The sequence below is a fragment of the Haloplanus rubicundus genome, from assembly GCF_003342675.1.
GTDB lineage: Archaea > Halobacteriota > Halobacteria > Halobacteriales > Haloferacaceae > Haloplanus > Haloplanus rubicundus.
In genome coordinates this window covers 1,254,700-1,274,301 of the sequence record NZ_CP031148.1, presented here as the reverse complement: position 1 = coordinate 1,274,301, position 19,602 = coordinate 1,254,700, and the positions used below count along the sequence as shown (strand labels likewise).

Annotated in this window: 14 protein-coding genes and 3 pseudogenes; 12 read left to right on the top strand and 5 right to left on the bottom strand. The window is 47.4% G+C overall.

What is annotated here, in order from left to right:
- The first annotated feature begins 24 nt into the window (after nucleotides 1-24).
- From DU484_RS07430 to DU484_RS07420, 3 genes are read left to right on the top strand one after another with little or no spacing between them, the layout of a single operon-like run.
- Entirely contained in the window at nucleotides 25-1,263 is a 1,239-nt protein-coding gene (locus DU484_RS07430) for a glycosyltransferase family 61 protein (RefSeq protein ID WP_114605554.1), read from the top strand.
- Nucleotides 1,253-2,527, top strand: coding sequence for an O-antigen ligase family protein (locus DU484_RS20605; protein ID WP_114605553.1), 1,275 nt, complete (start codon nucleotides 1,253-1,255; stop codon nucleotides 2,525-2,527). The genes DU484_RS07430 and DU484_RS20605 overlap by 11 nt, the downstream gene beginning before the upstream one ends.
- A gap of 3 nt (nucleotides 2,528-2,530) precedes the next feature.
- Nucleotides 2,531-3,607: a glycosyltransferase gene (locus DU484_RS07420; RefSeq protein ID WP_114605552.1), complete on the top strand. Its 1,077-nt coding sequence runs from the start codon at nucleotides 2,531-2,533 to the stop codon at nucleotides 3,605-3,607.
- A 568-nt stretch (nucleotides 3,608-4,175) separates the two neighbouring features.
- Here DU484_RS07420 and DU484_RS07410 read toward each other — a convergent pair.
- The gene (locus DU484_RS07410; protein WP_114605551.1) at nucleotides 4,176-5,669 is read right to left on the bottom strand and encodes a sulfatase-like hydrolase/transferase; all 1,494 of its coding nucleotides are present in this window, start codon (nucleotides 5,667-5,669) and stop codon (nucleotides 4,176-4,178) included.
- Between the two features lie 231 nt (nucleotides 5,670-5,900).
- Between DU484_RS07410 and DU484_RS07405 the strand changes: the two are divergent.
- The 4 genes and pseudogenes from DU484_RS07405 to DU484_RS07395 all read left to right on the top strand — a co-directional run.
- A pseudogene (locus DU484_RS07405) lies at nucleotides 5,901-6,116 on the top strand (IS5/IS1182 family transposase); the annotation flags it as partial.
- Nucleotides 6,110-6,253: pseudogene (locus tag DU484_RS20725) on the top strand (IS5/IS1182 family transposase); the annotation flags it as partial. The pseudogenes DU484_RS07405 and DU484_RS20725, both read left to right, overlap by 7 nt.
- 310 nt (nucleotides 6,254-6,563) lie before the next feature.
- Entirely contained in the window at nucleotides 6,564-7,733 is a 1,170-nt protein-coding gene (locus DU484_RS07400) for a glycosyltransferase (protein WP_114605550.1), read from the top strand.
- A 45-nt stretch (nucleotides 7,734-7,778) separates the two neighbouring features.
- Nucleotides 7,779-8,888 (top strand): glycosyltransferase family 4 protein, encoded by a 1,110-nt coding sequence (locus DU484_RS07395; protein ID WP_114605549.1) that lies wholly within the window; start codon nucleotides 7,779-7,781, stop codon nucleotides 8,886-8,888.
- A 216-nt stretch (nucleotides 8,889-9,104) separates the two neighbouring features.
- On the opposite strand, the pseudogene DU484_RS07390 reads toward DU484_RS07395, so the two are convergent.
- Nucleotides 9,105-9,390: pseudogene (locus tag DU484_RS07390) on the bottom strand (IS5/IS1182 family transposase); the annotation flags it as partial.
- Nucleotides 9,391-9,504: 114 nt separating this feature from the next.
- On the opposite strand from DU484_RS07390, the gene DU484_RS07385 reads away from it, so the two are divergent.
- Entirely contained in the window at nucleotides 9,505-10,608 is a 1,104-nt protein-coding gene (locus DU484_RS07385; protein WP_114605548.1) for a DegT/DnrJ/EryC1/StrS family aminotransferase, read from the top strand.
- Nucleotides 10,605-11,612, top strand: coding sequence for a Gfo/Idh/MocA family protein (locus DU484_RS07380; protein WP_114605547.1), 1,008 nt, complete (start codon nucleotides 10,605-10,607; stop codon nucleotides 11,610-11,612). Before DU484_RS07385 ends, DU484_RS07380 begins: the two co-directional genes overlap by 4 nt.
- Before the next feature lie 14 nt (nucleotides 11,613-11,626).
- Here the strand turns inward: DU484_RS07380 and DU484_RS07375 are convergent, their stop codons facing one another.
- A complete protein-coding gene (locus DU484_RS07375; RefSeq protein ID WP_114605546.1) occupies nucleotides 11,627-12,118 on the bottom strand; it encodes an acyltransferase in 492 nt (163 codons plus the stop codon).
- Between the two features lie 380 nt (nucleotides 12,119-12,498).
- On the opposite strand from DU484_RS07375, the gene DU484_RS07370 reads away from it, so the two are divergent.
- From DU484_RS07370 to aglF, 3 genes are all read left to right on the top strand, one after another.
- Nucleotides 12,499-13,167, top strand: coding sequence for a class I SAM-dependent methyltransferase (locus DU484_RS07370; RefSeq protein ID WP_114605545.1), 669 nt, complete (start codon nucleotides 12,499-12,501; stop codon nucleotides 13,165-13,167).
- A gap of 236 nt (nucleotides 13,168-13,403) precedes the next feature.
- On the top strand, nucleotides 13,404-14,369 hold the full coding sequence (locus tag DU484_RS07365; protein ID WP_157969532.1) for a glycosyltransferase: 966 nt from the start codon (nucleotides 13,404-13,406) through the stop codon (nucleotides 14,367-14,369).
- A 522-nt stretch (nucleotides 14,370-14,891) separates the two neighbouring features.
- On the top strand, nucleotides 14,892-15,611 hold the full coding sequence (gene aglF / locus DU484_RS07360) for a UTP--glucose-1-phosphate uridylyltransferase AglF (protein ID WP_114606734.1): 720 nt from the start codon (nucleotides 14,892-14,894) through the stop codon (nucleotides 15,609-15,611).
- Nucleotides 15,612-16,033: 422 nt separating this feature from the next.
- Here aglF and DU484_RS07355 read toward each other — a convergent pair whose 3' ends face one another.
- Both DU484_RS07355 and DU484_RS07350 read right to left on the bottom strand, forming a co-directional pair.
- Entirely contained in the window at nucleotides 16,034-17,956 is a 1,923-nt protein-coding gene (locus DU484_RS07355; RefSeq protein ID WP_114605543.1) for a S8 family peptidase, read from the bottom strand.
- Between the two features lie 274 nt (nucleotides 17,957-18,230).
- Nucleotides 18,231-19,484, bottom strand: a complete 1,254-nt coding sequence (locus tag DU484_RS07350) for an RNA-guided endonuclease InsQ/TnpB family protein (RefSeq protein WP_114605542.1) — start codon at nucleotides 19,482-19,484, stop codon at nucleotides 18,231-18,233.
- Between the last annotated feature and the right edge of the window lie 118 nt (nucleotides 19,485-19,602).

Below are 19,602 nucleotides of genomic sequence, written 5' to 3'. Positions count from 1 at the left end.
GGCTAAAATGACAAAGGTTATTCAATGTCTCTAATAAAAAAAGGAATTCGGATTTTAATAGCTGATGGTCCCGTAGAATTTGCTCAACGATTGTATCGTTCAGCTAACTCCCGGGCAGCAAGGAGAGTAATTGATTTGTTATACGATTCAATTGTGATTGATTCAAATGAATTAAAACAACTATCTTCTGAATACTATACTATAGAAAATACTGCAGAGTTGCCAACCCCCCAGGAACAAAGTAGTTTAGTACCACTAAGTGCATCAGAATATACTGAGTTACATTTAGAGCCAAGATATCGATTTAGAGATCCATTCGTAGCATCTATATCTAATGTGTTTGTAGCTGGAAAAAACAGCTTGGCATATCCAGAGCGAGGTGGAATGATTGGGGATACGATCGATTTTGATATTTACAATGAAATATTCACTGTAGATAGAATTAGACGCTGTTTAATAGAGGATATCAGCAAGGATCCTGGGTCGATTTATCCACTCCTATTCGGTCTCTCATCGCCGAAACAGTGCTCGAACTACTCCTACGTAACGATACTACACGGGCGATCACATACCTACTATCAATGGATGATCTATCATCTTCTCAAGATTCGAGCTGCTGAATATTACAAAGATAAGACAGGGAATGAAGTACATCTGATTATACCCCCGGATCCGCCAGCATATATTAAAGAATCCCTTCAATTATTAGGATACAGTGAAAATGAGTACACAGAATGGAATGGAAAGACAATTAAAGTAAAAAAGTTAATCGTGCCATCGTTTCCCGAACCGACGCCAAAGGCAATCCAATGGCTGCGCGGTCGGTTATTAGCACAAGTTAGCAAAGAAGAAACAGTATCAAAATGGGTCTATATTTCAAGGCAGAGCGCAGATAAACGCCGAGTACTAAACTTTCAGGAAATAGAACAAGTATTGAATGAATATAATATCGAAATCATAGAGCTCGAAAAATACCCTTTATCCAAACAAATAAGTATCATTCATAATGCGGATGGAATTGTCGGACCACACGGAGCGGGACTGGTGAATATGATCTGGGCAGATAACCTTACTGTTGTTGAGCTGTTCGGCGAAGTCGTAGATGCCCCGTTTTTTATATTAGCAGATATTCTTGGCCATAAATACAAAGCTCTATCTGGTAAACAGGTAGATTCCGATAAAATACATCGAGATGCAGATTTTGAAATCGAAACTAAAAAGCTTAGAGAAATATTAGATTCAGTAATTCACAATGGAAATTAGGTCCCTGGTCGAAGTGACAATTGAAAATAGCGACGCGATGATAAAAAAAACCAATGTTAATGTGTTAAATCTAACCAAGGCAATTGGCATAATCTCACTTATTCCAATATTTGTAATATATATTTTCAGGTATCATTTAAACAGGTATGTTTATATACCATTTCCCCCAGTAGAGATTGCAAGCTATTATTATTTAATAATCTTCGCGGTAGCCGGTATATTAATTATTTATCCGAATTTTTGCCGAAAGCGTATCACCATCAAATCGTTAGGTGTTTGCGTTCTTCTCTTTTCGTACTATGCCATAACAAGTCTTTGGACACCGGAGACACATTACAGCATGATAAAAACATATCGTATAATAGTCGAACTTCCAACAATACTTTTATTTTCGGCTATATTGTTTTCAAGAAACAAGTCATTGGTAAAGATATTTTATATCATCATATTCCTATTTGTAGGATCTGTTGCTCTTGAAATGGTATACGAATATATGATCATTGGTCACCTAATTTCGCCCCACTTCATCGAACGTTACATAACAATCAATCGTATTTTGGGGATAGGAATTCCCATCTCACTTTTTATTATATTCAATTATGAAAAATTACTGGTGCAGAGCATTGCTAGTATCTCTATCATAGTTTTCTTTTTCTTTATGCTACAAACAGGCGGTCGAGGACCAGTGATCGCATCAATCACTTCAGTAATTGTCTACTTTTTCTGGGTTTCTTTGAATAATAGGACACATATATCTTCAAATATAAAAAAATATTCTGTTGCAGCAGGTGTTATTTTCGGCATTCTTTTCTTTTTGGGGCCATCGTTATTAGATGGGGAAACTCTATACAGGATCCAATTGCTCCTGACAGAGGGCCCAGGAGACAGTTTGCAAGGGCGGATAAATATGATAAAAGAGAGTCGCATTTTATTTATAGAAAATCCAATTTTCGGCCATGGAATTGGATCTTTCAAGTCGATGTATGAATTAGGTTCATTTAGATATCCTCATAATATCTTCTTGGAATTTTTAGTTGAAGCTGGATTGATAGGGTTTGTTTTGTTCACATCGTATATACTCACTATATTTACAATTATAATCCGATTCGGGAGGAATAATCCAATATATTCAGGCCTCATACTATCAGTATTGGTTTTTTCACTACTCAATGCTATGGTATCTGGAGACATTCCATCCAATAATAAAATATTTGTCTACTCAGTTACTGCCTTTTCTCTAATAGATCTGGAGGAGAACAGTTGATCAATGAAAGATAGAATACTATTCCATACACCCCAACCGTTAGAAGATCTTGATAGCGGCTCAAGTGTTCGACCAGCAAAGATGATCGAAGCATTTGAACAATTGAATTATACAGTAGAAACAATCATCGGAAATGCTGAGGAGAGACGCGATAAGATTCGTGATCTTCGACAAAACGAATCTGAATACCGTTTTTGTTATTCCGAGCCCACAACTTGGCCGCTAAACCCACTTGTGGACTACCAGCTATATTGGTACCTTTGGAAAAAAGATATACCGACTGGCATTTTTTACAGAGATATATATTGGCAGTTCCCAAAGCTATTCGACCATTCGGGGTTAAAATACTGGGAGCTACAAGCTCGATATCGATTAGATCTATCCGTGATCTCAAGGATTGGGGATTGCATATACGTACCGTCTTCCTCGTTTGGCGAACAACTTTCTCTCAAATCATCTACAACGCCTCTTCCACCAGGAGGAATAGACCGAACCGAAACAAATAAATCCACGTCCCAGCTGAGGCGCGTAATATACGTTGGCGGTGTCTCGAAAAAATACGGAACTGAGCTTCTGTCTAAATCTTTGGAAACAGCCGCGGAGAACCAGAATATTACTCTTATCCTTATTTGTCGTGAGGCAGAGTTTCAGTCACTACCGAAAACAGTCCGCGATCGCTTTGATTCGGATTGGGCAGAGATCCATCACGTGCATGGTGAAGAACTACACTCCCTCTATCAATTCGCCGATGCAGGAATTATCCCGATACAGCCAACCACTTATAATAATATAAGTATGCCAGTAAAGTTATTCGAGTACCTTTCGTATGGTCTCCCAGTAATCACTACCAATGTTGATGAAGTCGCTTCATTCGTGCAGTCCTCTGACTGCGGTATTGTGTGCAAAGCAAACTACGAGCATTTGGCTCAGGCATTAACCGAGCTTTCAACAGATGAAAAGCTATACCAGCGTAAAAAAGAGAATGCAATACAGACACTGAAACAAAACCGATGGATTGATCGCGCCGATCAAGTCGCCTCGGATTTAATTGACGGAGGATCCCCTAACGACAATTTCTAACTTCTTTAAGGGTTATTCTCATGACATCTCACCACGCACTACTATCAAACAATAACGTTCCGGATATTCGTTCATCAACAAGTACAGGCCCACAGGCGAAACGATAGGGGGTTTTATTGACTCCGTATGTTCCGAACCATCCAAATCGGCTAGACTGCTGAGAGTAATTTCGAAAGGTCCTAGCTATAGTCGACACGATTGTTTCACGTTTAGGTTCTGATACTGTGGGCTGAAATTTTTACTCGGGCTTGCACTTTGAAGTAGGACTGTGACGTAGACGGTAGCAAGGACGGTGATCCCGACTACAGATTCTGCGTCTCCTGTTGTCCGCGAATGTGTTCGACGAATTCGAACCCCTGTCACCGTCACAACGTCATCACGCCAGAATCTACGTTACAAGTCTTGTTGCGACCAGCAACAAGATCATGACAGGTATCGCACCAGAGGTCCTTCCAGCAAAGCGCAAACGCACCCTTAACAAGTCTCTCACTAAGTACGACTGGGATGTCAGGATTTAGTTGGTTGGGAGCTCAACCATCACAGATACATTTCGCCTACGTGATGTTGATCAAAGATACCCCAACGCTTCAAGCTCTTCTTGCTTCTGTGCAGTTACGCCTGATGTCGGCGGGTGCTGTTGCGTCAATTTTTCAAGGGCCCCCTCAACATAGTTGCGGACAATATCTGGTGCCTCCCTGACATTTTTGGGCGCGCCCGCGCGCCACGCGTGACGATCCCCGCCTGAACTGGCCACCAACTTCCAGTCATCCAGATATCCAACTACCGTATGACGGCTTAGTCGATCAGCGAGTGATTCCTCACTTGCTTTCGGGTATTTCTCACGTATTTCCTCACCGCCAACAATGGGGTATTCTGCTAATATTGGTGTGCCTGGATCAGGAAGTAGTGTAGATAGTACATCATCCGATTGCAATTTTCCTGAATCCAGTCGAATTATCAGATCATGGAGCGCCCGGATTGACATTCGTTGGTCAACAGTCTGGGCGGAGAGGTCAGGGTGGGCAATCAATAAGGGTACATGAAGCAACTGATCGCTAACTGATGATTCATGCCCCATTCGTCGCCGTCCAAAGGAGTCTTGTTCACCAAGATTCTCGCCGTGATCGGCGGTCACAATAATAAGTGTATTATCACGCATGCTGTTGGCTTCCAATTCTGTTAGTAGTTGTTTTAGATGTGTATCAACACGTTCAACCTCGGCAGCGTACAGCTGGCGAATCATCCGAAGATCCGTTTCCGAAATTTCCTCTCCGCTATCTACAGCTTCAATAAACTTCCATGGTGGCATCAATTTCTCTGTCAAGCGATCAAATTCGGACGGTGAAATATCGTCATCAAGATGTTTCTTCCGAAACTCTGCGGGCGGATCGTACGGCCGGTGGCAGTCCATATAATTCGCGACGATAAACCACGGCCGATCAGATCCCTGGGCCCGCTGGAGAATTTCTAGTAATTTTTGCGTGTTACGTTTTGCGGAGTATTCAGATGGTCTGGCGGATATTGATGTGTGCGCAGCCATCAAGTTATGCAATTCAGTTCGCAGCAGATCGCCGAGATTTGCGAGGCTTCCTATCGTGTTTTCATGCTTAAATGAAGATTTTAACAGATCGAAGAAAATATCGGGTTTAGAATAGCCTTGGCGTCGCATATGATATGCTCTGCTTCGTGCAGGAAGTCCACTACCGAATGGCTGGAAGCGCTCACGCGAATAATAGAATTCATCGAATGCGGTCTCAAATCCGTATCTAATGGAAAAAAAGCCGTTGCCAGAGACTGCAAAGCGCTGATATGTTTTTTTTTCTAACTCTGAGCCAATTGTAAGTTCCGAGACTGAATGGTTCAGATGGTACGTACCATGTGTGTGCGGTAACGTGCCGGTGAATAATGAGGTATGTGACGGCAGTGACCACGTGGCTGGGGCAATGGCATTTGTGAATGAGAGATTGTCTGACGCCAACTGGGAAAATGTCGGGGCGTGTTCCATTACATAATCAAACCGGGCAGAATCCCAAATGAGAAACAGAATATTAGGTCGGGTCATGACAGCGAATACCTTTTCAGGAATAATAAAGGTAGTCTCTGTAGCTGCGGAATAGGGTACAGAATTTTACCGATGAGGGATATCCAAGCGGAGATCGTAGACAGTCACTTTGAGCAGTATTTCATAGAATTCAAATCGCCACCTCTCGCACGCACCGGGGTACCCGCATATTCTTAAGATTATAACGCGGTGAGCGTGTCATAGAAAGCCTCCCGTGGGAGACCGCGGGGCTTGGATACTGTATCCACCAGCTCCGACACCCTGCAAGACGTAGCTTCAGTCAACGACTTCTTGAATGCAGCGGCGACCGAAACAGTACCGCTGTTTGAACACCTTGAGTTCGGGTTTCTGCTGGATTACGACGTGTTCGCCCCCTCGAAGCGGGGGCGAACACGAGTTCACGAGCCACCAGACCTTTTTTGCGGCTTTCTGCACTGTTACTACGAGGGTGCGACCTCGGGCGCGGACGTGCCCGAGGCCGCGTCCACCCACGAACAGAAGTGTTCGTTGCGCTCTGTCTACGACTCGTCGTTGCAATCACCAACTACGAGCAAGGAAACAATCCAGGCTGTGAGAAGCTATGAGATGGGTTCTATGACACGCTCATGAGGTATCAGATTGGGACAGACACCGTTTCACCGATATCATCGCAGAAGACTCCTCGCCGTAGTCCCAATCAACGGCCTACGATCTCACGTTTATTCGGTGATCGCCTCTCAGTCCTCACCAGAACTTTCGTTCACAATCATTGATCCACATACACCTATCAACACCACAGCTGTCGGCGAACGACATTAATATTTCCGTCAGAAAATCAGAAAAAAGCAATGCAGGCCTTAGGATAGAGCAGGTGGATTGATGATGCAGCGCGACTCCCAGTAATTTATACACACAATGGATATCCTCATCGTTTCACATCTGTTTCCGACCCCAAACGACTCCGTTAGGGGGATATATGTTCTACAACAGGCCAGGGCCTTGTCCGAGAGAGGACACAATGTGGAAGTGATTTCTCCCATTCCTAGGGTGCCAGAGATCGCCGCCAAGATTCTTAATCGCACCTCCTCAAAGAATGTCCCTGAGTCGGACTCATATGATGATATCACTGTCCACTATCCGCGCTACTGGTCGCTTCCATGCTTGGGGACGTTGCCGATCGTTGCGTACTCCTTCCGGAGGACATTATATCAAAATAGACATCTATTCGAATCCGCGGATCTGATCAACGCACACGTAGCACTTCCTGATGGATTTGGGTCGTTGAAACTCGCTCATTCATTAGACGTACCACTAGTGACAACAGTACACGGCTTTGATCTTCAACACTCGATTCATCACAGGTTTTGTAAATCCCAAATAAGATCAGTTTTTCAATCGTCAACTCGAATTATACTCAACAGTGGAAAATTAAAACGAATATATGCTGATAATTTTGATGATTTGAAAAAAGTTGAAGTCGTACATAATGGGTTCTCCGTAGAAAAAGCACTTAACGCTCAGTCAGTCGAAGCGCCGAGATCGAGTCTGCGAATCACTAGTGTCGGGAATTTAGATCCTGAAAAAGGCCATAGATACGTCTTAGAAGCCTTATCAGATCTTTCGCTTGATTATGAGTATGTGGTTATTGGAGACGGTCCGCTTCAATCAGATCTTGAAGAAAAGGCTAAGACACTCAATATAGACAATAAAGTCTCCTTTATTGGAAAAGTTGATCACGAGGAAGTCTTCTCGTACCTCAAATCAGCAGACTTGTTCGTTCTTCCAAGTTATGAGGAAGCATTCGGGATTGCGTATCTGGAAGCGATGGCCTGCGGACTACCCGTTATTGCTTGTGAAGGAGAGGGTCCAGCCGACTTCATTACACATAGAGAGACGGGATTCTTAGTCCCACCTCAGAATTCAGGAGCAATCACTGATCTGATCCGGGAACTCAATGAAAATCCAGAGTTACGGCGCCACATCGGAGATCGGGCACAGAGAACAGCACTTAATGGATTCAGTTGGGAACGGAACGCCGAGTCCATTGAACGAATCTTCCGGGAGGCAATCAAGGATCACAACTAAACTGTACCGCACCAGTTATTGGCTTACTATACCCTGTTTGTAATCATGGATAGTTTACACTTGACAACGGTGCATAACCCAACTGATACCCGAATCTTCGATAAAGAGGCGATTAGTTTAGTCAACGCAGGTTTCGACGTCGGCATTCTTGCTCATAATACCCAAGACCAGAATCGAAACGGAGTCAGGTTCTATGGCCTCGGATCGGTTTCGACACGTTTGGAGCGATGGCAGAGTATTCCGACAGTCGCCCGAACCGCGAAACGCCTCGACGCGTCGATCTACCACTTTCATGATCCGGAGTTAATCCCGGTTGGACTTTATCTCTCAGCGACAACTGATTCAGCTGTGGTGTATGATGTCCACGAGGATTATGGACATGTGGCCACGACACGTGAATGGATCCCCAAGCCGGCATCGATTCCTCTGTCTTATGCTATCCCCAAGATAGAACAGAGAGTAGCAGAGGAGTTCGATGGGATCGTTACGGTTTCTGACTGGATCGCTGCTCCATTTCGGGATTGTGAAATACCCGTTACGGTCGCACACAATTTCCCACGGACGGAATCGTTACAACCAGCTACAGGTCAGGTAGAACGGAATCAAGAACATGTCCTCTGTTATGTTGGTGGGCTACAGAAGCTGCGCGGGATCTACCGAATGCTTGAACTTCTCGAGGCATTGTTAGAGCGTGGCGTCGATGTGGAGTTATGGGCACTTGGAGAATGGTCACCAGATGAGGATCAAGCACACGTGGAGCGGTTCATTCACCAACGAGATCTAGAACGCTACGTTCGATTTCCTGGATATCTTGCATACGATGAGATGTTCCAGTATCTCCACTCGGCTGATGTAGGACTCGCATTGGTTGACGTTGAACACTACAAAAAAACCGTACCAACGAAGTTTTTTGAATATCTCTATGCCGGATTACCGATTGTCACCACACCTGTCAACGCAGTTAAAGCATTCATGCCGGAACAGTATTGTCATGTTGTTCCGCAGGGGGATACCGAGGCTGCGGCAGATGCCGTCGAAACCGCCATACAACAGGATTACGATCCTGTTCAAATGCGCTCACTCGTCGAGACTAAATATAGCTGGGAAGCCGAAGCGAAAAAACTTATCGCCCTATATGAGCAACTTCTCGAATAATGTGTTCAGCAATTGAATGGTCTGTTACCTGTAATATTATTTATGATTTTCCGAGTTTGAGATGATAGAGGAGAATTCCATCTGGGCCAATTATGGTATTTCGACTCTATTGAAATCTCCCAGAACTGCAGAAGAGAGCGATTCTCCGACAGACTTCGCAGACACGTCGAAAATTGGCTGTTTAACAAATCACAAGACTGCAAGAGGATTTCAACAAAGCCGCAAGATGGCCATATTGAAACTGTCAAACGCTGTGCACAGCATTGACGGCGCAGGAGGTTCGGTGATGTTGGTTGCTTTCCGAATGCGAGGCATCTCAAAAGGGTTGTCGAGGAGAGTTCGATAGGTCGTGTCCTTCCGCACTTTGAGACACAGGAGATGTGTTCATGAAGCGTGTAGCGCTGTTTCGAGAACTTCGGTGAATATCGAGCTACAGCACGTTGCACTAACTGAAAGACTTCCTCGGCAAATCGAAGCAACCGAGATCTTAGAGGGTCTGCATTCGGTTACACTACTGGGCCAACATGTAGCTTGTTAAGTATTTCAACAGAGCCAAAGAAGCCTATCAGTTCGTCACCTCCGAAGATGATAAGTTACTAAGAACGAGTCTTAGCTTATGGTAGATGAAGTTCCATTTGTAGATATCACAATCGATGATAAAATGATATCCGACGCTGTGAACGTACTTGAGAGTGGACGTCTTGTAAAGGGGCCTGAATGCGAGGCTCTTGAAAATGCATTTGCCGATCTATGCTCAACCGACCATGCAATTGGTGTCTCGAACGGAACTGCAGCTCTTCTGTTGTCAATGAAGGCGCTCGATATCGATTCGGGGGATCACGTGTTCGTTCCAGGGCACACGTACTTTGCGACGGTTAGCCCCGTTCTTGAACTCGGGGCAGACCCCGTCTTTGTTGATGTTGATCCTGACCGCTACGCGATGGATCCTAAGCTATTGAAAGATGCTATAGATGAAGCTACGAATCCGGAGGCAGTCGCTGTTACTCATATGCACGGTCAGCCAGCGGAGATGGATGAAATTCTTGAGATCGCCGATGAATATGGGCTTACAGTTATTGAGGACGCAGCCCAAGCACATGGGGCGACACATAATGATCAGCCAGTAGGATCATTCGGAGATGTTGGTTGTTTTTCCTTTTATCCTACTAAGAATATGACCGTGGGCGGTGACGGCGGCATGATTACGACGGATGACCACGAACTTGCGTCTGAAGCTCGTGCTCTCAGAAATCATGGTCGCGATGAGAGCGGAAAGCACACTCATCTCGGATTAAACTACAGGCTAGATGAAGTCAAGGCAGCTATTGGTCGAGAACAACTCACGCGTCTTTCTGACTGGACACAGGCCCGTAGAAAGGCAGCTTCACAGTATGATGAGCGGCTACAACATATTGAGGAGATCACTATTCCCAAAACATATACTCAGTCAAAACACGTGTATCACCACTATCCCGTATTAGTACCAGCAAGAGAACGAAAGGAATTCAGAGCACACCTTGACGAACATGGGATCGGTACAGGAATACACTACGAAAATGCGGTTCACCAACATGAGGCCGTTCGTGATCGAGTGGCGAGCACGACTGTGCCTATCGCTGAAGACATCTGCTCACGAACCGTTTCACTTCCCATGCATCCTCAACTGAGTGAACCAGATGTCAAGTACGTCTGTGATCAGATTCGGGAGTACTTCCAATGAAACTTGGAGTGATCGGCACAGGCTACTGGGGCTCAAACCACGCACGCGTCGCGGTGGAACTCAAAGAAAATGGTCTCTTAGAAGAAGTCATCTTTTGCGATGTCGATGAGAATCGCGTTGCAGAACTCGCCTCCAATTACGGAGTTGAATTCGTCACCGATCATCGAAAGCTAATTGCAAGGGTGGACGCTGCAATTATCGCGACCCCATCGCACACCCACAGAGACATAGCTATAACCTTACTCTCAAACGGCGTGGATTGTCTTGTAGAGAAACCATTAGCAAATCACGGTGATACAGCATGGGAGATCGTTGATACGGCGAAGCAAAACAACCGAATACTCGCAGTTGGGCATATTTTCCGCTACCATCCTGCGTTACAGGCTGTCAAAGAACGGATCGAGCGGGGGGAACTCGGTCAAATCAAATATCTTCATACCAATCGGTATTCCTTCCGTGTCCCCCGTGAATCAAGTGGGGTCCTACATCAACTAGCAGTTCACGATATTGATGTGTATCGCTATCTGTTAGGAGAACATCCTGATCGACTATTCTGTGCGACAAACTCGTGGATCCGAGACGATGTTGAGGAGACGGCAACGTTAACACTCAACTACGGAAATACTATTGGCACCATTAACGAATCGTGGCAAGTTCCCGTATTCGGGAAGAAGCGTGAACTTATTGTTGTCGGCACGGAGAGATCTATCCACCTCGATTATTTAAAGGACACAGAATTCGAGATGTTCGACACGCGAATTCGGCGTGAAAATAACGAGTTCCGGGCGATTGAAGAGGGTCAGACAGCTCATGAGACACGGAACGCAGAGCCTCTTCGAGAGGAAGTTACAGATTTCCTCATGGCAATTGAGGATGATCGATCACCTCTTGCCAATGGACAGATCGGCGCTGAAGCAGTCTCGCTGTTGGATCTGGCCACCGAATCAGATCAGACCAATAAAGCCGTTCATGTAGATGCGGATCAACTCCGTATGAATAAATAAGTCAGTACCTCAACTCAGTCTCTGTAGTCAATGATCTCAGCTGGATTGCCTGCTACAACAGCATTTGGAGGGACGTCGTCAACAACGACTGCCCCTGCCCCAACCATTGCATTCTCGCCAACTTCAACAGGCATAATCACAGCGCCGGTCCCAAGCGACGCTCCTTGACGGATCGTCGTCGATTCCCAAGAGTCTGAATTGCCACTCGGAGGGTAACGGTCATTGACAAATTTAACACCATGGCTAACGAAGACATCCTCTTCTATTTCTACTTTTGAGCAGATAAATGCGTGCGATTGGATCCGCGTACCTCGTCCGATAAGCACATCCTTTTGAATCTCTACTAAACTCCCGATCATACACTCTGAACCAACCTTACAACCATACATATTGACGAACCGCCAAATTCGACAATTAGATCCAATTTCGGAGTCTTCAATCGACACGAAATTGCCAATTGTTGTTCCATCACCGATAGCGCAGTTTTTGATCTGCCTCGTATTCATATTTGTTTTTCTAACAGGATAGAAGTTATACGTTCGCATTAACCCCAACCGCCAAGTAACCAGTAGACCTGCTTTAGCGGATCTGCTAAAGGAAGTCAGAAGATCTGAATTCTTTGCAATGGCCTTGTTAGACGCGGTATAGCTCATCCGTCACGACCGTTGCCAAAAGAAGTAGATCGATAAGAGGAGAGCTCTTTGTAGATTCTGCATTCTCAATAGAGCCACTAACCGGCGTCACGAACGTCTAAACAAGGCTCTTTGCGTCTATATGAATAAGTTCAGCATATACTCACGATATCATATACCGAAGTGGACGATGACAGAATGACCGATAACACGTGAAGAGATATTTTAAGTCCGTGTCTTAATATAACCGTACTATGAATCGGTGGCAGACAGCACAGCAAGCAGAGAGGAACCACTCTGCACATACCTCGATTGTTTCGGACCAGGAATCTGCAAAATCGCTGTTTGAGAGACTCTGGCAAGAAGATATATCAGTATTGTCAAATAAGGACATGTTAGCGGTCGGGGGTGGAACGGGGATAATCCATGCTCTGGAACATCCCCGGTTACAAGTTTCAATTGATCCACTCTATGAAGAGAAGCGGATTCCACGTACCAAAACTAACGCAGAGATTATTTGTGGAAGTGGTGAACACCTTCCTTTTTCCAACAACTCCTTTGACATCGTATATTCTCAGAATGTACTTGACCACACACGAAATCCAAATGAGGTTTTAGATGAAATAAGTAGGATTCTAAAGCGTGATGGTCAGTTTTTCTTCTCAGTCAACACATTCTCGCTTCCTAAAATAATCCGAAATAAACTTGACGTGGTTGATACACCACACCCACATCACTTCGGTCCGGAAGAAATCAAACAAATGCTGCAATCCTCTGGATTTAAGTTAGAAAACATTCATATGAGAACCCATTCATTTACTGAAAAGAGCGTTTTCTCGCTATTGTGTCAAAAAGAGTTTAAGAAGGCAGGTGGGAAACTCGCTCAGATTAAAGATTTCTGTGCTATCTGTCGTCTCTCTTAATTTTAATTAGTGTCTTTTCTCAAAATAGTTTCGTTGCTGATTTAATGACTACTTTTAGATATTTTCAAGTGGATCATGGCACTCGATGCTCATCTATTCACACACTATAAGACTAATTTGATAATTGTATTAACTAATAGATGATCAAGCAATATATAGAATCCGTAATTAGACTAAAACTATGCCTCCTCTCACTGCAACATACTTATATCAAAAAGCGCCGATTGTATCGGTTGATGAACAGTAGTAGCTCCAAAACGGCTTCGATTTCAGTTATTGTGCCTACATATAATGAAGAGCAAACAATAAAAAACTGTTTAGACGCGTTAATTTTTGCGGATTATAAGGGCCGTAAAGAGATTTTAGTGGTCGACGGTCGGAGTGAAGACCGGACTCGGGATCTGGTTTCGTCGTATGAGCATGACCACCAATGTGTATCTCTCTATGACAACCCTGGCCGAACAACACCACACGGAATAAATGTCGGGATTAAAAACGCGACTGGTGACATCGTTTCGTTTATTAGCGGGCATAGTATCGTACCTCCTCAATTCTTCAACGATATAATGACCGCATTTGAGCGCGCGCCTGATGCTGATGTGGTTGGTGGTCGAATGATTCCCAGGGCGGATACCTACTTTGAGCACTCAGTGGCAGCTGCACTCGTCTCCCGGTTAGGAGCAAGTAGTGCACGGTTTCGTCCTGTGGAAGGCTATGTTAATACGGTGAATTTCGGAGCTTACCGACGTGAAGTTATTGACACGGTTGGGAAAATGGATACCGATCTCCCCCGGGCACAAGATTACGAGTATAACAAGCGCGTTCGTGCAGCTGGCTTTCGTCTTTATCAGTATCCAGAGCTACAGATCAGCTATATCCCCAGATCAACACCGTTGGCACTTGGAAAACAGTACTATGGAAACGGTTACGGGAAAGCCAACGTCTTCGACAAATTAGACGAATACCCGCTCTCACCGCGTGTTTGTGGCTTAGCTATGATTTTTCTTAGTGGTGTCACTGTTCCACTATGGTCACTGATACTCGGTATATATCTTGTTATCATTAATCTCGTGGCTATCTCATCGATTAGAGCGTCAGAAGTGGATGCAGGTATTAGGCATATTCCCGGAGCCATGCTCGCATTATTCATAATGCACTCCAGTTTTGCTTTTGGACTCCTGCACGGCTCGATTTTTCCATAGGATCATATGAATTTAATCATTCGGTAGTGAAGAGAGATGACCAAGAACAACAGAAAATTATAAAATATCATTGGTAAATAAAATTTAATTTATTGACTTCTTCGCTGTTCATTCAGCAACATTCTCCCGCAACTGGTCCGTGAGGGTCCGTCAAACGTAGAGACTACACCGTATCCACAAAAATAAACCTACATCTAAGCGTGCAGTCAACCAGCCAAGCTACACTCGTGAATGGATCCTTGTCTTCAGTTAAATTGTTAATGAAAGGGTGCATTCCCTTGAGTTCCTGTCATTCACCCGTGGATTGCCTGCCTTTCTTTAGCCAGTAATTTTTCCATCACCTGTGCGAGGCACTCCGGACTCTACTGTCCTACTCACGGAATGGTCTATCGCTACTGAATCAGGGAGTTCCCCTGTCGCAGTTATCACCGACAATTTTAGTACCTGAATAAACTCCAAACCACCTTGATCATCTGTGTCAATACAGAATTCTTATCGGCCCTCAAAAGAGAATTCGAGATCATGAAAGCTGTCGTACTCGCGGCTGGGAAAGGCACGCGTCTCCGGCCGCTAACTGAAGATAAGCCCAAGGGGATGGTCGAAGTCGACGAGGAGCCACTCATTACTCACTGTTTTGACAAGTTGATTGAACTTGGTGCGGACGAGCTCATCGTCGTTGTCGGATATATGAAGGAGATCATCATAGATCACTACGGCGACGAGTACGATGGCATCCCGATTACCTACACCCACCAGCGCGAGCAGAAGGGACTTGCCCACGCCCTCCTGACAGTTGAAGAGCACATCGATGACGATTTCATGTTGATGCTCGGCGACAACATCTTCCAGGCGAATCTCCAGGACGTGGTCCGCCGACAACATGAAGACCGTACAGACGCCGCTTTTCTCGTTGAAGAAGTTGAGTGGGAGGAGGCGTCCCGGTACGGCGTGTGTGACACTAACCAGTACGGCGAGGTCACAGATGTAGTGGAAAAACCGAAAGATCCACCGAGTAACTTGGTGATGACTGGGTTCTATACCTTCTCACCCGCCATCTTCCACGCATGTCATCTCGTTCAGCCATCGGAGCGCAACGAGTACGAGATATCCGACGCCATCGACCTTCTCATTCAGTCGGGGCGCACTATCGACGCTATCGGCCTCAGCGGCTGGCGGATCGACATTGGGTACCCTGAAGACCGCGAGGAGGCTGAACGCCGCCTCTCAAATAATTCATATTAACAGCGTAGCGACAATTAAGACAGCTGATCCGGCGACGAGAGAGGCAAAAATCATCGAATTATCTATACTACCCTAACCAGGGATTGCGATTTCTGTAGAATTTCGCCTAATGGCCTATATTTCGTTGCGGAAACCAGTTATATGAAAGCAGTCGTACTCCCAGCGAGGGAACCATCAACATGATGAGCGCGTTGATGGCATTGAGCCGACCAAACACACGTCGGTTATCAACTCCATACGAGATCTCCCGGGATCTGAGAGGATCAGAATCCACTAAATCTCAGTCACGAAATGTGGACTATCGAATCAGTCCAACTCAATGATTTTTAGCTGTGATACGCGATATAACGGCTAATGAGTCGGCTGCAGACGATTAGCGCAACCATTGTTTCCTTTTTTTACGATGATAATAAGGAGGTGGATTATGGCGGCGAAAATTCAAAACGAGAGCCACGATTCCAGTCGCCAGTTGAACTTTTCCCTCGAGCTGCAAAAATATAGGTTGCTCCCGAGGACAAACTGGAGACACTTTCACTGAACGATCCCGTTGACGTGAGCGTCTCTACCGACGTAAAGTCGGCTGTCGACGACTTCGAACCCTTCTCCCAATACTTGAAGTACACATCCACCGAGTCAGCACCACCGAGACTCTCCAATGTGCCGTTCAGTGTGGCACTTGCTGAGTTAATGGTTGCCTCCATCGTCGAGATGGAAAGGCTATCTGGAACAAATTCCAGACGTGTTCCGCGATTCCAATCTCCATCCGAAGCTTTCCCGCGAGCCGCGAATACGTAAGTTGTCCCCGACGACAATCCAGACAGATTGCTACTGAATGGTCCCGTCGATGAGAGCGTCTCTACCGACGTAAAGTCGGCTGTCGACGACTTCGAACCCTTCTCCCAATACTTGAAGTACACATCGACTGAATCCGCTCCACCGAGACTCTCCAGATCGCCATTGAGAACGACAGAGTCTGATTGGATATCTGAAACTTCAAGGGAAGATATACTAAGCTCGGTTGAAGATGGAACAGTGGCTTCCGCGTTCAACAACCCGTTCCCACTTTCCGACGCGGATAAGCCGATATCCTCCGTACTCCCTTGCAACGCCGACCGCGCCTCACTCCCGTTGTATCCATTCGCCATCAACAGACCACCAACCCCACTCACGTGTGGACACGCCATTGACGTCCCGGAGTAGTACGCGTACCCACCGGGAACCGTCGACTTGACCGACGATCCAGGTGCCGCGATATCGATCTCCGGCCCGGTCGAGGAGAACGAGGCCAGGTCGTCCGAACTGTCGGTCGCGCTCACGGCAACGACCGAACTGTACTTCGCGGGATAGGACACACAGTCCGAACAGGGGCCGTCATTACCCGCAGCTGCAACCACCAGCACGCCCTGATCCACGGCATACTGACACGCATCCTTGAGCGTCGAGTAATCAGAGGAGGAGCCGAGGCTCAGGCTCGCCACGTCCCAACCCTGATTGGTCGTATATTCGACGCCAGCAGCGATGTCGGAGAGATACCCAGTTCCGCTACAGGAGAGTGCCTTGATCGCGTGGAGCGTCGCGCCCGGAGCGACACCGATCACGCCCTCACTGTTGGCGACGCCGGCGGCGGTGCCGGCGCAGTGGGTCCCGTGGTCGTTGTCGTCGTCCCACGGCTCGTGATAGGTGTTGCCATTGCCGCTACAGCTACTTCCGTCGTAGTCGGTACCGGCCTCAACATACGCCTTCCCCGCTCCAAGATTGTCGACCAAATCTGGGTGATCGCTGTCGATGCCGGTGTCGATGATAGCGATATCCGCGCCGTCGCCGGTCGTGCCGCCATCGTGGACGGTGTCTGCATCAATGCGGTCGGCGCCCCACGGGAGTGACTCGCCGATAGCTTCGAACGTCGCGTCGGGTTCGACGTAGCGCACGTCGGGGCGGTTCTGAAGCGCCTGCTGTGCCTGCTCGGGAAACCGCCCTGCGACGGCCTTGCCCCGGTCGCCGAAGTCGAGTTTGTGGCGGACCTCACGAGCCTGCTGTGCGGCCTCGTCAGCCGCGGCCTGTGTCGTCGTTCCGACGATGACCTGGTCCGGCGGACCACGACCTTGCTCGACGCGGTCGTTGTTACCCGCGGGATTATTTCGAACCGGCCGATTATTGCCGGCGCCGTTACCGTTTGGACCACGTGCCTCAGCGGCGGCCGAGGCGCCAAGGCCAATCGCCGTCGCGCCAGTCGTAAGCCCGACCAGAAGCTGCCGTCGTGTCGCGCCGTCAGTGCCCGGAGAATCGTCAGTCGTTGCGTCATCGCCCGATGAATCGCTGCCCGGTTGGGGGGTGCCCGTTCCCATACACAATGCCCGATTTCGGGGGATTTAGACGTTGTGGCAGCAAAATCAAACTTGATACTTAGGTTCAATTTATCCTTGAAATCGCCAGACATCGCCCTCTGTCCTCTGGCCTATATAATGATCAAATATGATTATTCGAGAGAGCGTTGATGTCTAAAGCCAAGGAATGGGGAGATGAAATCAGTGAGAGAGAGCATAGAGTATCCGGTTGGACAGTAAGCAAGTCACAACGAACACACAAGTCGCCCTCGGGTCGGTGGCCTACCAAATTGAGCTACCCACCCCTAAAGCGGTGGGATTCAGCGTGGACTCCCGTTCTGGCCGATTCCTCGGCAGGAGAATAGCCTCCGTTCACGTTCAACGTCCCGCTGTTTAAGCGCACGCCCAAGGGTGCGCCTCCGCCGTTCCCAGTTTGGTTCCGGCGGAGATACCGCACCCCGATATTCTTCGCGGCGTTGTAATCCGCGTGGTTCTCGTACCCGCACTTCAGGCACTCGAAGTCAGCGCCATCGCGGTTGTCGGGATGGGTGAAACCGCAGTGCGAGCAACGCCGACTCGTGTTCTCGGGGTCAACCTGTTTGACCGCAATATCGTATTCTTCGGCCTTGTACTCAACGTAGTTATAGAGGCGGTCAAACGCCCACTTGTGCCCCCACGACGCACCAGTCCGTTCACGAATGTCCGCCAACTCCTCGAATGCGATGACCGAACACTCGTTCTCGCGGGCTTCTGCAGCGAGTTCGTTGCTGATGCGATGGAGCATCTGTTTGAACCGGCCTTCCTCTTTCTGTCCGACTGAGTGGATGTTCTGGTGTGCCCATCGCGTGCCGCACTGTTGGAGTGAGCCACGGCGGTTCTCGTATTCTCTGCGCCAGTGATCGAATTCGTCTCCTGTCCAGAACGTGCCTGTCGAGGTGACCGCGAGGTTGTTCACGCCGAGGTCAACACCGAGAACCGTTCCGTTCTCAGGTGGTGCCTGTTTCGACGTGTCGGACTCCACTTCCTTCTTGCAGTGGATGTGAAGTGCCCAGTCGCCGTCTTGGTAGTGTAGTTCCGCACCCGTAATTTCGTGTTTATCTGCAAACAGGTACTCCGAGTGCGGCGTGTCACTATCCTCGTCAGGCAGTACGTAGTCGGCTTCAATCCTGCCGTCTGTGGTGGCGAGGCTTACGTAGTCGTCGTGGAAGGTGGCGGTGCGGTGGTCGTAGACAACGTGTGGACTGGTGAAGCGTGGCTTCGACGCTTTCTTGCCGTTTTTCCAGCGTGCGACGACGCTTTTGCAGTCGTCAGCGGCCTTGTTCCGAGCGGCTTGTACCAGTCCACCGTTGAACCCGTCCGTTTTCTCGCGTACGTCGTCGTAGGTTTCGTCGTCCAGCGTGGTCTTGCTGGTGGTGACGTACTCGCCTCGGAAAGCGTGGTCTACGACATACTGTGCCGACCAGAGGAACGTGTCTACGGTGTCTTCAAGGAGTGCGGCGTCATCACTGTCCACATCGAGCGCAACGGGAACAGTACGCCGCACCTCCATATCTTATATGTAAGACGGGCGCTTCTTGAGTATTGGGGAGTCAGCCTGCCACTGTCGCGTGGTTTGATTCCTAGTTGTCGGCTTCATCCCACGGCTCAAGCCGTGGGTTTTCGCCTCA

Bases quoted from the DNA above. Each gene is read 5' to 3' on its own strand.
- DU484_RS07350 (WP_114605542.1), bottom strand. From the start codon at position 19,484: ATGGAGGTGCGGCGTACTGTTCCCGTTGCGCTCGATGTGGACAGTGAT.
- DU484_RS07420 (WP_114605552.1), top strand. From the start codon at position 2,531: ATGAAAGATAGAATACTATTCCATACACCCCAACCGTTAGAAGATCTT.
- aglF (WP_114606734.1), top strand. From the start codon at position 14,892: ATGAAAGCTGTCGTACTCGCGGCTGGGAAAGGCACGCGTCTCCGGCCG.
- DU484_RS07400 (WP_114605550.1), top strand. From the start codon at position 6,564: ATGGATATCCTCATCGTTTCACATCTGTTTCCGACCCCAAACGACTCC.
- DU484_RS07355 (WP_114605543.1), bottom strand. From the start codon at position 17,956: ATGGGAACGGGCACCCCCCAACCGGGCAGCGATTCATCGGGCGATGAC.
- DU484_RS07365 (WP_157969532.1), top strand. From the start codon at position 13,404: ATGAACAGTAGTAGCTCCAAAACGGCTTCGATTTCAGTTATTGTGCCT.
- DU484_RS20605 (WP_114605553.1), top strand. From the start codon at position 1,253: ATGGAAATTAGGTCCCTGGTCGAAGTGACAATTGAAAATAGCGACGCG.
- DU484_RS07385 (WP_114605548.1), top strand. From the start codon at position 9,505: ATGGTAGATGAAGTTCCATTTGTAGATATCACAATCGATGATAAAATG.
- DU484_RS07380 (WP_114605547.1), top strand. From the start codon at position 10,605: ATGAAACTTGGAGTGATCGGCACAGGCTACTGGGGCTCAAACCACGCA.
- DU484_RS07375 (WP_114605546.1), bottom strand. From the start codon at position 12,118: ATGAATACGAGGCAGATCAAAAACTGCGCTATCGGTGATGGAACAACA.
- DU484_RS07370 (WP_114605545.1), top strand. From the start codon at position 12,499: ATGAATCGGTGGCAGACAGCACAGCAAGCAGAGAGGAACCACTCTGCA.
- DU484_RS07395 (WP_114605549.1), top strand. From the start codon at position 7,779: ATGGATAGTTTACACTTGACAACGGTGCATAACCCAACTGATACCCGA.
- DU484_RS07410 (WP_114605551.1), bottom strand. From the start codon at position 5,669: ATGACCCGACCTAATATTCTGTTTCTCATTTGGGATTCTGCCCGGTTT.
- DU484_RS07430 (WP_114605554.1), top strand. From the start codon at position 25: ATGTCTCTAATAAAAAAAGGAATTCGGATTTTAATAGCTGATGGTCCC.